Origin of the sequence: Saccharibacillus sp. WB 17 (genome assembly GCF_008634075.2) — a bacterium.
GTDB classification, from domain to species: Bacteria; Bacillota; Bacilli; order Paenibacillales; family Paenibacillaceae; genus Saccharibacillus; species Saccharibacillus brassicae.
The window spans coordinates 61,156-76,728 of record NZ_VPFK02000045.1 but is presented as its reverse complement, the minus strand read 5'-3'; the positions used below and the strand labels follow the sequence as shown (position 1 = coordinate 76,728).

General features: G+C 61.5%; 13 protein-coding genes. 11 read left to right on the top strand and 2 right to left on the bottom strand.

Features of this window, described 5'->3' with window-relative positions:
• Positions 1-56: 56 nt before the first annotated feature.
• The 10 genes from FTE24_RS20755 to FTE24_RS20710 all read left to right on the top strand — a co-directional run bounded on the left by FTE24_RS20755 (position 57) and on the right by FTE24_RS20710 (position 11,203).
• On the top strand, positions 57-2,615 hold the full coding sequence (locus FTE24_RS20755) for an excinuclease ABC subunit UvrA (protein WP_150231247.1): 2,559 nt from the start codon (positions 57-59) through the stop codon (positions 2,613-2,615).
• Positions 2,616-2,781: 166 nt separating this feature from the next.
• Complete coding sequence (locus FTE24_RS20750) at positions 2,782-3,405, top strand: 50S ribosomal protein L25 (protein WP_150231245.1); 624 nt, start codon at positions 2,782-2,784, stop codon at positions 3,403-3,405.
• Between the two features lie 279 nt (positions 3,406-3,684).
• Positions 3,685-5,232: a hypothetical protein gene (locus FTE24_RS20745; RefSeq protein WP_150231243.1), complete on the top strand. Its 1,548-nt coding sequence runs from the start codon at positions 3,685-3,687 to the stop codon at positions 5,230-5,232.
• Between the two features lie 30 nt (positions 5,233-5,262).
• Positions 5,263-7,368: an LPXTG cell wall anchor domain-containing protein gene (locus tag FTE24_RS20740; RefSeq protein ID WP_150231241.1), complete on the top strand. Its 2,106-nt coding sequence runs from the start codon at positions 5,263-5,265 to the stop codon at positions 7,366-7,368.
• A 249-nt stretch (positions 7,369-7,617) separates the two neighbouring features.
• On the top strand, positions 7,618-7,905 hold the full coding sequence (locus FTE24_RS20735) for a Dabb family protein (RefSeq protein ID WP_141449160.1): 288 nt from the start codon (positions 7,618-7,620) through the stop codon (positions 7,903-7,905).
• A gap of 39 nt (positions 7,906-7,944) precedes the next feature.
• Positions 7,945-8,385, top strand: a complete 441-nt coding sequence (locus tag FTE24_RS20730) for a DUF86 domain-containing protein (RefSeq protein WP_150231239.1) — start codon at positions 7,945-7,947, stop codon at positions 8,383-8,385.
• Positions 8,386-8,423: 38 nt separating this feature from the next.
• Entirely contained in the window at positions 8,424-9,524 is a 1,101-nt protein-coding gene (locus FTE24_RS20725) for a DUF4261 domain-containing protein (protein WP_150231237.1), read from the top strand.
• Positions 9,525-9,735: 211 nt separating this feature from the next.
• On the top strand, positions 9,736-10,545 hold the full coding sequence (gene racE, locus FTE24_RS20720; protein ID WP_141449163.1) for a glutamate racemase: 810 nt from the start codon (positions 9,736-9,738) through the stop codon (positions 10,543-10,545).
• A 97-nt stretch (positions 10,546-10,642) separates the two neighbouring features.
• Positions 10,643-10,948 (top strand): HesB/IscA family protein, encoded by a 306-nt coding sequence (locus FTE24_RS20715; protein WP_150231235.1) that lies wholly within the window; start codon positions 10,643-10,645, stop codon positions 10,946-10,948.
• 27 nt (positions 10,949-10,975) lie between these two features.
• The gene (locus FTE24_RS20710; protein WP_141449165.1) at positions 10,976-11,203 is read left to right on the top strand and encodes a DUF1450 domain-containing protein; all 228 of its coding nucleotides are present in this window, start codon (positions 10,976-10,978) and stop codon (positions 11,201-11,203) included.
• Between the two features lie 151 nt (positions 11,204-11,354).
• Here FTE24_RS20710 and FTE24_RS20705 read toward each other — a convergent pair whose 3' ends face one another.
• Positions 11,355-13,364: an LTA synthase family protein gene (locus FTE24_RS20705; RefSeq protein WP_150231233.1), complete on the bottom strand. Its 2,010-nt coding sequence runs from the start codon at positions 13,362-13,364 to the stop codon at positions 11,355-11,357.
• Positions 13,365-13,382: 18 nt separating this feature from the next.
• The gene (locus FTE24_RS20700) at positions 13,383-14,528 is read right to left on the bottom strand and encodes a THUMP domain-containing class I SAM-dependent RNA methyltransferase (protein ID WP_141449167.1); all 1,146 of its coding nucleotides are present in this window, start codon (positions 14,526-14,528) and stop codon (positions 13,383-13,385) included.
• Positions 14,529-14,794: 266 nt separating this feature from the next.
• Between FTE24_RS20700 and FTE24_RS20695 the strand changes: the two genes are divergently transcribed.
• Positions 14,795-15,451 carry an O-methyltransferase gene (locus tag FTE24_RS20695; RefSeq protein WP_237401873.1) on the top strand — a complete coding sequence of 219 codons (657 nt, stop codon included), beginning with the start codon at positions 14,795-14,797 and terminating at the stop codon, positions 15,449-15,451.
• Positions 15,452-15,573: the final 122 nt, after the last annotated feature.

Here is a 15,573-nt window from a genome sequence, read left to right as displayed (position 1 = left end):
AAGACGAACCGAATTCGCAGGGCGATCAGTACGAAGCGCCAAGGAGGAACGCCAGCATGAGTATATCGCATCAATCCCATTCATCCGAACCCGCTCGCGATCCGCGCGACATGATTCGCGTCCGCGGAGCCAGCGAGAATAATTTACAAAACGTCGATCTCGATATTCCGCGCGACGCGCTTGTCGTGTTTACCGGCGTGTCCGGCTCGGGCAAATCGTCGCTCGCGTTCGGCACACTGTACGCCGAAGCGCAGCGGCGCTACCTGGAGTCCGTCGCGCCGTATGCCAGACGGCTGATCCAGCAGGCCGGCACGCCGCAGGTCGAGAGCATCGAAGGGCTGCCGCCCGCGGTCGGGCTTCAACAGCAGCGCAGCGTGCCGCAGGAGCGCTCCACCGTGGGCAGCCTGACGGCCATCTCGAACGTGCTGCGCATGATGTATGCGCGCGCCGGCGATTATCCGGCCGGACAGCCGGTGCTGTACGCCGAAGATTTTTCGCCCAATACGCCGCAGGGAGCCTGCCCCGAATGCCAGGGGCTCGGCCGGATCTACGACGCGACCGAAGCGTCGATGGTGCCCGATCCGAGCTTGAGCATCCGCCAGCGGGCGATCGCTTCGTGGCCGGGCGCCTGGCACGGGCAGAACCTGCGCGACATCCTCATCTCGCTCGGCTACGACGTGGACAAGCCGTGGCGGGAACTGCCGCAGTCCGACCGCGACTGGATTTTGTTTACCGAAGAGAAGCCGTCCGCTCCGGTGTACCCCGATCTCGATTACGAGCAGATCCAGGAAGCGATCCGTTCCGGACGCAAGCACGATTATATGGGCAATTATACCGGCGCGCGCCGCCAACTGCTTCATATGTACGCTTCCGCCGACAATCCGGGGCGCCGCCAGCGGCTCGAACCTTATCTGGTCGTCGGTCCCTGCCCGCTCTGCCACGGCAAAAGATTGAAGCCGGAAGCGCTCTCCGTCACTTTCGGGGGAATGGACATCGCCGATCTGTTCCGGCTGCCCGTAACGGAGCTGCAGCGCAGGCTTGAAGAAGCCGTGCAGGCGCACGAGTCGCCGAAGGCCGATTCCGCGCATCGGAGAGCGACGGAAAAAGCGCTGATCGCCCGGCGGCTGGTCGAAGACGCGGCAGGGCGGCTGGATCGGCTGATCGCGATCGGCGTCGGCCATCTGTCGCTCGACCGCCCGGCGCCGACGCTGTCTTCGGGCGAGCTGCAGCGGCTGTGCCTGGCGACGCAGCTGATCTCGAAGCTGTTCGGGGTCGTGTACGTGCTGGACGAACCGTCGGCCGGTCTGCATCCCGCCGACGGCGAAGCGCTGCTGGAGTCGCTTGCGGCGCTGCGCGACGCGGGCAACTCCGTGTTCGTGGTTGAGCATAACCTCGACATCATGAAGCAGGCGCAGTGGTTGGTCGATATCGGCCCCGAAGCGGGCGAACGCGGAGGGCAAGTGCTGTACAGCGGCCCGCCGGCCGGCCTGGCGGACGTGGAACGTTCGATCACGCGGCGGTATCTGTTCGCGGATTCCGCTTCCGTGCTCCGGGAACGCCGGACGCCGGAAGGCTGGCTGAAGCTGAATCGGGTCTCCTACAATAATCTGCACGAATTGGACGTGGAGATTCCGATCGGCTGCCTGACCGCCGTGACCGGCGTGTCCGGTTCCGGCAAGTCCAGCCTGATCTCCGGCGCGCTGCCGGCGCTGCTGGCGCCGCATCTGGGCAATCTGCCGGCCGAACCGGCGGAAGAAGGCGAGGACGAACAGCCGGGCGAGATTTCGGGCGAAGCCGGAGGCGATCTTGATTCCCTGCGCCGCCTCGTACGGATCGACCAGAAGCCGATCGGCCGCACGCCGCGCTCGAATCTGGCGACGTACACCGGATTGTTCGATCACGTCCGGAAGCTGTACGCCGACGCGCCGCTGTCCCGGGAGCGTGACTACAAAGCGGGCCGCTTTTCTTTTAACGTGGCGGCCGGACGCTGTCCGTCCTGCGAAGGGCAGGGCTTCGTCCAGATCGAGCTGATGTTTCTGTCTAGCCTGTACGTGCCGTGCCCGGAATGCGGCGGAGCGCGCTACAATGCCGAGACGCTGGAAGTGAAATGGAACGATCTGACGATCGCGGACGTGCTGGCGCTGACCGTGGAAGAAGCGGTGGACGTCTTCGCGGAGCAGCCGGCCGTCTCGCGGCCGCTGTCGGTGCTGCTCGATCTCGGGCTCGGCTATTTGAAGCTCGGCCAGCCCGCGACGGAGCTGTCCGGCGGCGAATCGCAGCGGATCAAACTTGCGGCCGAACTGCAGCGCACGCAGCGCGGCCGGACGCTGTATCTGCTGGACGAGCCGACCAACGGCCTGCATCCGGTCGATGCCGACCGCCTGCTGCGCCATCTGGACGCGCTCGTGCGCGCCGGCCATACGGTCATCATGGTCGAGCACAATATGCGGATCGCGGCCCAGGCCGACTGGATGATCGATATCGGTCCCGGAGCGGCCGCGGAAGGCGGTACCGTCGTGGCGGCCGGCACGCCGACGGACGTGTCGGCTTCTGGGCGCAGCCGGACGGCGCCGTACCTGCTCGAACATCTTGCTTCGGATTCGTCCGCAAGCTGATGCCGCGGCAAGCCGCCGAGCTATTTTACCCAGATTGGGCGGCAGGTGATACAAGTTAGCTTCTTCGGGGTAATAGAATAAGGTGAAGACGAAGGAGAACACGGCCTGGCCGGTGCATCACACCTTTCCCAAGTCGAATTGTCCAATTCCAAGGAGGTCGAATGTTATGAGTAAAGCACTTGAAGCTGAGAAAAGAACCGGTTTTAAACGTTCCGATATGAGAGAATTGCGCGAGAGCGGACGCGTTCCGGCTGTCGTGTACGGCAAGAAAGCGGACGGCATCCCCGTTCACGTCGATGCGAAGGATCTGCAGCGTCACGTGCAGCGCGGTGGCGCGGACATCTTCTCGCTGAATGTCAAAGGCGGTTCGGCATCGCAGGTCATGATCAAAGACGTGCAGCGTCTTAACGGCCGCATCATTCACGCCGACTTCATTCAGATCGACAAGAACACGCCGATTCGCGCGACGATCGCAGTCGATTACCAGGGCGAAGCCAAAGGATCGAAAGAAGGCGGCATTTTCCAAATCCAGGCGAACGAGCTGGAAGTCGAAGCACTGCCGAACGACCTGCCGCAATCGCTCGAAATTGATGTGACGCATCTGGAAATCGGCGACAAACTGACGGCAGCCGACATCAAGCTGGCCGACAACGTGAAGCTGATCTCTTCGGAAGAAGAAATCCTGGCATCCGTCGTTCTGCCGCAGCTTGAAGAAGAGCCGGAAGCGACAGACGAAGAAGCCGAAGTGGCTCCTGAGCGCGTAGGCGACGAAGAGAAAACAGAAGAATAAGAAAGATTCGGGCATTAACCCGCCTTGTCTGTTCTTGGCCTTCGGAGAACCGCTTTCCTTTACGGGAAAGCGGTTTTCTTTTTTTTGCGTAAAATCGCTGCTGCCGTCCAATTCATGCTTTTTCACAGGTAGGATCTTTTTACTTTATTTACCTTTTATTGTTTCGGAAGGAAAAAAGCGCGGTTAAAAAAGAATAGATGCCATTTAGATAGCTGTCGTAAACAGCTTATCGGATCGCATCCAACAGCAGTCGAATTCGCGGCGAAAGGAGGTGAATCGATGAGAAAATGGATAATGACGATCTGTTTGTCGGCGGCGGGCTTTTTTATTTTTCAACCGCCGGACGTACAAGCGAGATCAACCCCCGTACTTCTGGACCATGTGCTTAAAGGAGCGGTTGATGCGGTCGACCAAACGGTCGGCGGCGTATCCGATTCGGTCAATCAGACGGTAAACGGCGTGACAGGCACGCTGGAGCAAACGGTAAACGGAACCTTAACTCAGACGCAGCAGGCCGTTCGGGAGACGTTGGACACGACGGGAGAAGCAGCCGGGGGGCTGCTTATGCCGGTCACCCAACCGACGGCCGACACGGTCGAACAAGTCGTCCATACAGTCGAACAGGTCGTGCAGGACACGAATGGGCTGGTACGAGAAAGCGTAGACATTCCTATGAATACGCTTCCACAAGTGACAGAAGCATTAAACGGCAAGGCTGCCGATCCTGTAGGCACATTGCTGGAAGAGACGGGGCAGGTGGTCAAAACGGTCGATCGCACGGTTCAAAACGCGGTCGAACAAGCCGGTCAAGTCGTCGGCAGCGTCGGCGAGGTGACGGAAGGCGTCGGCGGCACGGTAGGAGGGATCGTGCAGAAGACGACCGACGCCGTACAGGAAGCGGTCAAGCCGGTTACCGATCCGGGCGGCGGCAAGCCGGTCGTTCCGGTATCGCCTACGGCACCGCCAACGCCAACGCCCAAGCCGCCGGTCCCGGTGCAGCCGCCGAAGGTCAACGATCAAGATCCGGGCGATATGTCTGCCGGCCAGACGCCTACGGCGCCTGCAGCACCGCCGGAGCGGACAGCAGACCCGGTCGCGCCGAACAGCAGTTCCGCGTTCACGCAGCCGGATTCGAATTCGCAGCCGGTCACGGAAGTGATCGCGCCGTCGCAGCAGCCTGCGACATCGGCCGTGGTCGTTGAGGTCGAACGACCGGCGAACGCCGAATCCGGTATGCCGAACGTCCCGGTTATGCCGGACGCGGCGCAGGCGGATAACAGCCTTGCAGTCGCTCCGGGGCAGGAAGTCACGGCTTCGGCCGCCCGCTTGACGGACGTATCCGATCCCGCGCCCGCGCCTAAGCAAGACAGCGGTACGAACGCAGCAGGAATGACGGGAGAAGAGCCGACTTTTTCAGACCCGGAAACGGAATTGGAAACTGTCGGAGAGGACCCGGCCAACCCTTCCGCAGCGAACGCCGCCTTAGGAAAAGCGGCAGATCCGTCGAACGCTGACCTTGAGAGCGCCACGCAGACAGGTACGGAAGCGGCGCAGCCGCTGGCAAAACGAGCCGGACGTGCGAATCTTCCGCCTGCGCCGCCGGGACTGTTGACCGACAGCGCTCCTGCGCGCGGCGTCTCCGGCTCTCCGCAGGGAGGGTCCGGTTCCGCCGGGCCGCAGCCTCCGATCGCGCAGCTGCATACCGGATTCGATCCGGTCGCGGCGACGAAGCTGTACCGGCTCAAAGCCGTTTCCGACACGGAAGGCAGCCAATGGATTAACGCTCCGCCTTTTTCGCCGCCGAAACAAGCTCCCTTTTTGACGTAAAAATCAAAAAAATAAAAGGGAGCGATACACATGAAAAAGACGGTAAAAGCACTTTGGACAACAGGATTTGCGGCAGCCCTTCTCGCAGCAACGCAAGGCCAGGTCTCGGCGGAGGAAACGGCGATCCCGGTTCACGCCGAGTCGCGCACCGACAGCCAATCCCTGCTCAATCTGAATACGGACGACCTGATCGGCGAAACGCTGCACGTCGGCGTGCTGGAGAGCGCGCAGACCGCGGCTTCCGCGGCGCCACCGACATCCGGCGAGACGACCAGCCAGGACTACGACGCGCTGGTAAACGTGAATCTGGACGAAGTGTTGGGCGAGAGCGTGCATGTAGGCGTTCTGGAGAGCGAAGAAGCGACGACGACTTCCGGGGCGACGGGCACGAACGGTTCGACCGGTACGACGGGCGGAAACGCGACTGGAACCACGACGACCAGCGAAAAGAATGCCGACGCGCTGGTAAACGTGGATCTGGACGAAGTGCTGGGCGAGAGCGTGCACGTCGGCGTTCTGGAAAACGAAGAAGCGACAACGACTTCCGGGGCAACGGGTACGAACGGGACGACAGGCGGATCGACGACCGGTACCACAGTCACGAATAACGGTGCCCTGATCGATCTTGATCTGGACGAAGTGCTGGGCGAGAGCGTACATGTCGGCGTTCTGGAAAGCGAAGAAGCGACGACGACTTCCGGGGCGACAGGCACGAACGGTTCGACCGGTACGACGGGCGGAAGCGCGACTGGAACCACGACGACAGCCAGCGAAAAGAACGCTGACGCGCTGGTAAACGTGAATCTGGACGAAGTGCTGGGCGAGAGCGTGCATGTCGGCGTTCTGGAAAACGAAGAAGCGACTACGACTTCCGGGGCGACAGGCACGAACGGTTCAACCGGGACGACGGGCGGAAACGCGACTGGAACGACGACAACCAGCGAAAAGAACGCTGACGCGCTGGTAAACGTGGATCTGGACGAAGTGCTGGGCGAGAGCGTACATGTCGGCGTTCTGGAAAGCGAAGAAGCGACGACGACTTCCGAGGCAACGGGTACGAACGGGACGACAGGCGGATCGACGACCGGTACCACAGTCACGAATAACGGTGCCCTGATCGATCTTGATCTCGACGAAGTGCTGGGCGAGAACGTGCATGTCGGTGTGCTGGAGAACAGCAGCAGTACGACGACTTCCGGTACGGCTCCGAATCAACCGGCGGCTTCCGGAAATTCGGGTTCGCTCATTAACCTGAATCTGGACGAGGTGCTCGGCAGCGAGGTGGGACTGACGGTTCTGGAAAATGGCAGTTCGGCCAATTCAAACGGAACGTCCCAGAATTCCTCCCTGCTCGACCTGAATCTGGACGGCCTTCTGCCGGGCGTTCAAGTCTCCGTCCTGCCAAGTTCTTCTTCCACGACGAATGAGCCGGGCACCGACAACGGCGGCAACACCGGCGGAACGACGCCGGGCACCGATAACGGCGGCAACACCGGCGGAACAACGCCGGGCACCGATAACGGCGGGAACACCGGCGGAACAACGCCGGACACTGACAACGGCGGTAATACCGGCGGAACGACGCCGGACACCGGCACCGACGTCACGACGCCGTCATCCGGCGAAGTCGTCATCGACGGCAGCCTGATCGTACCAGGAACGGTTATCGCGGCTTCCGGCACGACGCCCGCTGCCGAGCCGGCCCAAACCGAGCCCGAATCTTCGACCGGCAGCGTCGTAACGCCGGTCACGGCGTCCGAAGGCGACGAGTTCGACGTGTTGGCGCCGGACGCGGAGGTGGCTCAAGCCGAGCCCGCGGACTTCGTCACCGAAGGCACGCTCGTCACGGCGGATGCTTCGAACGCGGATCGGGCCGGCATGCCGGAACGGACTTCGCTCGTGACGGCAGCGGCTCTGACAAATCCGGCTTCGATCTCCGGCTCCATGGATGCCGGAGCAGCCGATGCAGGCGCAGGCGGCGCCGCTTCGTCGGCACTCGCCGAAAGCGCGATGGCAGGCGGCAGCGGAATGTCGGAACTGCCGCAGACGGGCGAGAGCGGCGATATGGCTTACGCGTACGCGGGGCTGCTGCTGATCGCCTGCGGTGCCCTGATGGGCCGGCGCCGTTCGCGCTAAAGCATCCGTGAAGGCTTGCCAAGCGGCTGCCGGACACGGCGTCTGAACCTCAATCGCAACCTAACGAAGACCGGCTGACGGCCTCGACCGACAGCCGGTCTTTGCTATGCCCTGCGTAGGGCGTAGAGCGTTTTCGGTAAATCGACTTGTCGATTTTGGCTGTAACCGCTCTCCTTATGATATAGTTTCTTTGTGAGCTTTTTTCTGAGGCATGGACAGCCCATATTCTGCATCGGGAGATGAGACAATATGATCAAACACATCGTCTTTTTCAAATTGAAGAACCGTTCGGCCGAAAGCGTGGCGGAAGCCGCGGACGTGCTGCGCAGCATGGACGGCCAAATCGAGCAGCTGAGATCGTTCGAAGTCGGCACCGACATTTTGCGTTCGGAGCGTTCGTACGACATCGCGCTGACAGCAACCGTCGAGACGCTGGACGACCTGGAAGCGTACCAGACGCATCCGGTCCACCGGAAGATCATCGAATACATTAACGGAGTCAAAGAAATCTCGCTGGCGGTCGACTACGAAGTGTAGTTCGCCGGCCCAGTCCGAAGGACACGGGGGGAACCGACATTGTATTACGTAAATCGGGAACAGATCGAGAAACGCCTGCTGTCGCTGCCGCAGACGATCGAAGCGATGCGTCTGGTCGCGGCGCAGTGGGAAGGCACGCTGCTGCAAGGGTTGGCGCAGGAACGCGCGCTGCATCTGGCGCTTGAAGCGGTGACGGATATCGGCAGCTACCTGATCGACGGCTTTATTATGCGCGATGCGGGCAGTTATGAAGACATTATCGAGATTATCCACGGCGAGAAGGTTATCGACGACGAGCTGCGCATGCTCATGCTGCGGCTCGTCCGGCTGAGACGTCCGTTGGTACAGGATTATTACGAGTGGGACCGGACGGCGCTGCATCCGTTGACGATGGAGCTGCCCGCCGCGCTCGAACGGTTCGCCGACCGGGTGAACCGGTATTTGCTCAGCGAGCTTGGCGAGGAGAGCCGGCCGCATTGAGCGCAGGCTCGACAGGACACGGAGGAGGAAGCGGACATATGGTCGATTCTGCAGGGCAGCAGCCCCAGGAAGGCAAGAGAATGAAGCCGGGATTTCTTCCCGTCTATGCGGTTGAACTGCTGTTCCGGGACGAGCCGAAGCTTGACGCTTCGGCCATCCTGCACAGCATTCACAAACGCATCCCGAAAACGGCGATCAATACCGGGCCTTTCCGCGAGACGGAAAAGGTGGAGAACGACGCGCTGCGGCGCAAAGAGACGACGGGCGGCGACGGATTCGAACTGGCGGCGGTGTTTTACCATGGCGATTACTCGGTCGCTTTTACCGATTCGGAAGTGCCGGCGCAGACCCGGTTATTCCAGCCCCGCCCGATTCGCGAAGATCTGGATTGGGACGGCGTGCTTCAGCAGAGCTGGAAATGGCAGGGCGGCACGGAGCGGCTGGAACAATACGGCTATGCCGTGACGCTGTGCGACTGGTATGCGGCGATGCTGCCGTTTGTGCGGCGCATGGAGATGTTCCATGCGGTGCTGGCCAGCATCATCGAGACGACCGGCTGCGATGCCGTCTATTGGCAGCCGAGCGGCCAGCTGCTTGATGCCGGCGCTTTTTTGCACGCCTATCCGAACGAACCGCTGTACGGGGCGCTTAACGTGCGCGTCTACCAGATGCAGCGGAAGGACGAAGTGCTGGTCGATACGCTTGGCTTGACGTCGCTCGGCATTCCTGATATCCAGTGCCGGGTCGTCGACATGACGCCGGACCGCGTCATTCCGATGATCTACGGCGCGGCGTATTATCTGTATGGCAGCGGCGGCGAAGTGACGGACGGGCAGCTGCTCGGAGGAGCGGGACTGCGCTGGCTGTGTCAGCAGCAGCCTTCCGTGCTCGCGCCGGCGCGGGTCGTCGTCGACCTGAACCCGGGCCATCCATATTATGCGGGCACGCAGACGACCGATCCGGTCGGCTACGATCTCAACGCGGAAGTCGAGTCGGCCGACGATTGGGAAGAAGAGCAGGATGAGTCCGCGTCCGGTTACCGGCTGCGCGACGAAGACGGCACGGAATTCCGCTCCGAGCGCGAATACCGGCTGCGCGAAAGCCAGCGGGCTTCCGAAGATCGGGAACCGGGGCAGTAGACGCCGTAAAGGTTTGAAGCCACGGCCTAGCTTCCGTCGTTTTGTGGCGGGAAACGGCCGCGGCGGATTTCCCGCAAAATCGGCTTGCGGCCGCGATGCCGCTTCGTTATGATAGACGTTAGGTTTGATTTTAACCCCGGTCCGCGCCGGGCGGCGCAAAGTCCGCAGGGCGCGGATATCCGGGAAAACGATATGAAGGAAGCGTGTACCCGTGCAGCAAGCTATTGCGATAATGGATTCGGGAGTCGGCGGTCTGACCGTGGCCAGAGAGGTCATGCGCCAACTGCCGAGAGAGCAGATCGTCTATTTCGGGGATACGGCGCGTACGCCTTACGGGCCGCGCGATCTCCAGGAAGTCCGCGCGTTCACGGAGCAGATCGTCGATTATTTGATGACGTTCAATCCGAAGATGATCGTGCTGGCCTGCAACACGGCGACCGCGGCGGCGCTCGACACGATCGCCGCGAAGGTGGACGTGCCGGTCGTGGGCGTTATTCATCCGGGCGCCCGCGCAGCCATCAGCAAAGCGAGCAGCAGCGGCATCATCGGCGTGATCGGCACGAAGGGCACGATAGACAGCGGGGCGTACGCCCACGCGCTGAAGCAGATTTCCCCGTTCGTGAACGTCGTGAGCCGGGCCTGCCCGCCGTTCGTGCCGCTCGTCGAGCAGGGACATTTCAGCGGCCGGGCAACGTACGAGATCGTCAAGAACGAGCTGCTGCCTCTTCGGTCGATGCCGCTCGACAGCCTCATTCTGGGCTGTACGCATTATCCGTTTCTCGCGGACACGATCCAGCGGGTCATGGGACCGTCGGTGACGCTGATCAGTTCGGCGGAAGAGACGGCGCGGGAAGTCAGTACCCTTTTATACGAAAAAGGACAGCTGGAGACCGGCGACGCCGTGCCCGAGCACCGGTTCCTGCACAGCGGGCAATCGGACATGTTCGAGAAAATCGCGCAGAAGTGGCTGGCCGAGTACATCGCACGAACCAAAGCGGTCTGGCAGGTCGCCTCGTTCTGAGCGCGGCGCTGCCGATTCGCGTTTTGCCGCCTCTATTTACCTTGTCATCCAATCCAATGCGAGCCGCGGCTTAGGCCGACGGCGGAAGGAGCCTGTCATGAAAGTCAAAATTACGCGCAACGCCGCCAAGAAACTGCTGGAAGAACTGAACAAGGAAGAGAACAAGGACATGAACATCCGCGTCTTCGTCACGCATTCGCACGGCGACCACGCCCACTACGGCATGGACCTCGACAAGCAAAAAGACGGTGACGAACTCGTCTCGACGGACAAAGACATCTCCGTGCTGGTGGACGCGAGCGAACCGATGCTCGACGGCATCAAGATCGACTATCTGTACAGCGCCCAGGAAGAAGGATTCGTTATCACGAACCCGGCCATGGGCAACCACGGCGACCACTAGGCTCCGCCATAGAAGAAGGGAACGATCATGGCTAACGATATTCGCGTTTGCGATAAGTGCCAGCATGTGCGCATGAAGACCCTCGTGCCCAAGCTGCAAAAAATGGCGCCCGACGCCGAGATCAAAGTCGGCTGCAAGTCGTACTGCGGTCCGTGCGGCAAGCGGGCGTTCGTGTTCATCAACGGACGTTACGTCAGCGCTCCGACGGAAGCCGAAGTGCTGGAGAAGATCGCGCCGTTCATCAAGAAGGCGTGATCGGCTAACGGCTCTAACGGAGCGCGGCGGAGATCTTCAAGTCCGTCCGCGTCCGGTTCCGCCCAAGCCAACAGCTTTTAACCGCAAAAACCCCGAAGTCCGGATAGCCGGATTTCGGGGTTTTTCGTCTCGTAACGGATCAGGCAGAGGCTCACGGAGACGTCTTCAACGCCGGAATCAGATCGTGCGCGATCACGTCGTCCGAGATGCCGAGCCGCTTCGACGCTTCTTCGTAGCCGGCCCGCGCCTGTTCGACGTCTGTCGGCTGCCCGGTCTTCAGGTCGTAGGCGGTGCCGTTCTCGAACGTACCGTCCGCGGAAGGCGAGTAGTAGACATGTCCGTCGGTAAAAGCGCCGCTGCGCAGCACGACGAGGCGATGGTCGTCGGTGCTGCGATCGAGCAGGTCGTTGCCCATCAGCGCATAGTCGCCGGCGTCGATACCGAGCAGCGGCAGCAGCGTCGGCATCAGATCGAGCTGTCCGCCCGGCTGGTCGGACGTGCCCGCAAGGCCGCCATCCGGCAGATGGATCAGCAGCGGCACCTGGCCCATGAGCTGTTCGTAGTCGAACTCCGACAACTCCCGCCCCATCAGCTTGCCCGCCGCTTCGCGTTCGTCCAGCGAATAATCGTGGTCGCCGTAGAAGACGAAGACCGTATTGTCCCACAGCCCTTCCCGTTTCAGCCGTTCGACCATGCCGCCAAGCGCCGAATCGACGTAATGGACCGACTGGAGATAATCGCCGAACGTCGTGCCCGCGTAGTCGCCTACGTCAAGCTTGTCTGTATCCTGAAGCGCCAGATTGTACGGATGATGGCTCGACAAGCCGATCAGGAACGAATAGAACGGCTGCGGCGTGTCCGCCATGAATCCCACCGACTGGTCGAAGAACGAACGATCGCCGAGCGACCAGCCGAGCGGTTCGTCGATCTCGTAATCTTTTTCCGTATAAAAGCGGTCGTAGCCCATCTCCCGGTACATGCGGCTGCGGTTCCAGAAACTGCCGTCGTAGGCGTGGTAGACGTTGGCCGCGTACCCGTGCTCTTTGAGCACGGACGGCATCGTGTCGAACGCGTTGTCCGCGTAGCGGATAAAGACGGAACCCGAAGGCAGCGGATGCAGCGAGAAGTTGGCGGCCAGATCGGCGTCCGACGTGCGTCCCTGCCCTGTCTGATGGTAGAAGTTGTCGAAATACAGACTGTCGCCGCGAAGAGCGTCGAGGTTCGGGGTGATCGGCTGCCCGTTTATTTGTTTGCCGACGAAAAAGTTCATGAACGCTTCGCCCTGCACGGTGACGACGTTGCTGCCCGCGTAGCGGCCGAATAATTCGCCGGAGTCCGAACGTTCATGCTGACTGGCGGCGAACCAGTCGCGGATCTCGTCCATGCGCGGCTGCGGCAGTTCGAGCCCCCGGCCGATCGCCGTCTGCGCGTACCGATAAGCGTCCAGCGTGTGAAAAGCGAGCAGGCCCGTCACGTTGTACAGCGACATATTCCACCAGTTGTTTTCCAGCAGGTTTTTGGCCCAGGTCTGGGAAGCGTGGCGGATCGGGAAAAACGCGGCGGAAAAACCGACGACCAGCACGAGCAGGCCGGCGGCGAACCGCCGCAGCAGGCGGACACTTCGGCGCGAACGGTTCGGCGTGCCGGCGCTTCCCGTTTCCGATAAAGCGGAAGAGAGGCAGACGCCCTGCCGGCTGCGGCGCCGCCTCGACCACGCCCACAGCGCAGCGCCAATCAGCAGCGGCCAATCGGCGAACAGCCACAGGTCGTTCCACCGCAGCAGCTCGGCGATGCTGCCGCCCAGCGATTCGACCTGCCCGGCCTGCAGCAGCACCGGGACGGTCAGGAAATCGCCGAAATAGCGGAAGTAGACGAGGTCGGAGAAGATCAGCGCCGTCAGCAGCAGGTCGAGCGCGGCGAGCGCGAACAATCGGCCGCGCGGAGGCAGCCAGAACACCCAGAACGACAGCGCGAGCAGGCTGCCGGCCGCGATCAGCGTGTCTGTCCGGTTCATGTCGATATAGGGCAGGCGCAGATTGTCGTGCAGCAGTCTAAGCTTGAGCAGCATGAGCAAGGTGAACAGCAGATAGGCGAATATATAGAGAAAGCCCGGCTTAAAGCCGGGCTGGTTCCGAATATCTCGGATCGGGAACAGGCGCAATGAAACTCCTCCTTGACCTTAGCGGCGCGGCGGCAGCGGTCCCAGGAACTGCAGGAACTGGCACTCGATCCGGCCGTTGAACAATTTGCGGCGCTTGTCGGCGCGCTTGCCGAAGTTCTGCTCGAAGTCCGTCGTCGGCGTGATCGCGAAGAACGACCAGTCCGGCAGGTCGAGCGCGGCGCGTCCAAGCTGGCGAATCATCTTGACGACTTCTTCTTCCTCGCTCAGTCGTTCGCCGTAAGGCGGGTTCGTGATGACGCAGCCGTATTTGCCTTCGGCCTTGAAGCGGGCGACCGGCTGCGCGGTGAACGTGATCTCGCTGCCGAGTCCGGCGCGCTTGGCGGAAGCGCGGGCGATCTCGATCGCTTCCGGGTCGATATCGCTGCCGCCGATGTTCAGCGGAATGTCGTCGCGTACGGCGTCGAACGCTTCTTCGCGCGCCTGCGCCCACATCTCTTCGGGCACGAAATCCCAGCGTTCGGACGGGAAGCTGCGGCGCAGCCCCGGCGCGATATTCCAGCCGATCAGCGCGGCTTCGATCGGCAGCGTGCCGGAACCGCAGAACGGATCGTAGAACGGACGGTGCGGGCCCCAGCGGCTGAGCAGGATCAGCGCGGCGGCCATCGTCTCTTTCAGCGGCGCTTCGACGGTCGTTTTGCGGTAGCCCCGCTTGTGCAGCGAAGGGCCGGTCGTATCGAGCGTGATCGTCGCCACGTCGCTCAGCAGCGACACTTCGAGCGTGTACAGCGGGCCGTCTTCGTCGAACCATTCGGTGCCGTACGATTCTTTCATTTTTTCGACGACGGCTTTTTTGGTGACCGATTGGCAGGCCGGTACGCTGGACAGCTGCGACTTGTACGAACGTCCGTTGACCGGGAATTCGCCGTACTCCGGGATGAAGCCGGCCCAATCGACCGCTTTGACGCCCTGGAACAGGTCTTCGAACGTGAGGGCCGGGAATTCGGCCATTTTGATCAGGACCCGGTCCGCCGTGCGCAGCCACAAGTTGGTGCGGCAGATGTCGGCAGGCGTGCCGGTAAAGGTGACGCGGCCGTTCTCCGTGCGGGCGTCGGCGTAACCGAGATCTTTCAGTTCGCGTGCGACGACCGCTTCGATGCCCATCGGGCAGGTCGCGATCAAAGTTAGGGTTTCTGGAATTTTCATGAGTTCAGCTCCGTTTGATAAGAAAAATGAGAGGTCTTCCGAAGTCGGCGGCCGGCGAAAATCATTGGCCGGGCCGCTTGTGAAGCCTGCTGGAAAATCGTACAATCGTTAGATGGGAAGTCGGAGGACGCAAGCATGCGGCCGGACGCGGACACGCGCATCCGGGGCATTCGCGCGCCCAATGCTCAATCTAGTATAGGGGAACAAGGTTCCCGTTACAATAACGGATAAGCACAAAGCTTAATGGAAAATGGAGAGTGGAAAAAATGAACGACCCGCACATGAACGCCGCGGCGGCCGAAGCTTACATGGAAAGTCTGGCCAACGAAGACGAACTGCTGCTCAAAATCAAACGCGTGATTCACGAGGCGCGCATGCCCGACGTATCGGTCGCGGCCGGTTACGGCAAAATGCTGACGCTGCTCGCGACGCTGTCCGGCGCAAGGCGCATTTTGGAGATCGGGGCGCTCGGCGGCTACAGCGGGATCTGCATGGCGCGCGGCATGGCCGAAGACGGTACGCTCACCTCGCTCGAACTGAAGCCGGAATACGCCGAGATGGCCGCCGGCCATCTGGCCGAAGCCGGTTTCGGCGAGCGTACGCGCTATTTGGTCGGCCCGGCGCTCGACAGCCTGGAGCAATTGCATGCCGACGGCGAGCGATTCGATTTCTTTTTCATCGACGCGGACAAGCTCAACTACGTCAACTACCTCGATATGGCGCTCAAAATGGCGGAGCCGGGCGCGGTCATCGTGGCGGACAATTTGCTGCTGCGCGGACGCACGCTCAATCTGGAGCGCAACGGCCCGGCTATTTTGACCGTGCGCGAATTCAACCGCCGCATGGCGGAAGATCCGCGGTTGATCGGCACGCTGCTGCCCGCCTACGACGGCTTCTCCGTCGCCATGGTGAAGAAAGCGTGAACGTTGCATGATAAAACGCCGCGGGCGGTTTTCAAACGGCCGTTATGGGTGGATAATTAATAGGTAAGGAAATCGTTCCCGGAATCGTCATCGAATCGACGCAAACGCCGCTTGAGGGAAAT

Coding starts and splice junctions, on each gene's coding strand:
- FTE24_RS20695 (WP_237401873.1), top strand. CDS start 14,795: ATGAACGACCCGCACATGAACGCCGCGGCGGCCGAAGCTTACATGGAA.
- FTE24_RS20745 (WP_150231243.1), top strand. CDS start 3,685: ATGAGAAAATGGATAATGACGATCTGTTTGTCGGCGGCGGGCTTTTTT.
- FTE24_RS20755 (WP_150231247.1), top strand. CDS start 57: ATGAGTATATCGCATCAATCCCATTCATCCGAACCCGCTCGCGATCCG.
- FTE24_RS20700 (WP_141449167.1), bottom strand. CDS start 14,528: ATGAAAATTCCAGAAACCCTAACTTTGATCGCGACCTGCCCGATGGGC.
- FTE24_RS20710 (WP_141449165.1), top strand. CDS start 10,976: ATGGCTAACGATATTCGCGTTTGCGATAAGTGCCAGCATGTGCGCATG.
- FTE24_RS20735 (WP_141449160.1), top strand. CDS start 7,618: ATGATCAAACACATCGTCTTTTTCAAATTGAAGAACCGTTCGGCCGAA.
- FTE24_RS20715 (WP_150231235.1), top strand. CDS start 10,643: ATGAAAGTCAAAATTACGCGCAACGCCGCCAAGAAACTGCTGGAAGAA.
- FTE24_RS20725 (WP_150231237.1), top strand. CDS start 8,424: ATGGTCGATTCTGCAGGGCAGCAGCCCCAGGAAGGCAAGAGAATGAAG.
- FTE24_RS20740 (WP_150231241.1), top strand. CDS start 5,263: ATGAAAAAGACGGTAAAAGCACTTTGGACAACAGGATTTGCGGCAGCC.
- FTE24_RS20750 (WP_150231245.1), top strand. CDS start 2,782: ATGAGTAAAGCACTTGAAGCTGAGAAAAGAACCGGTTTTAAACGTTCC.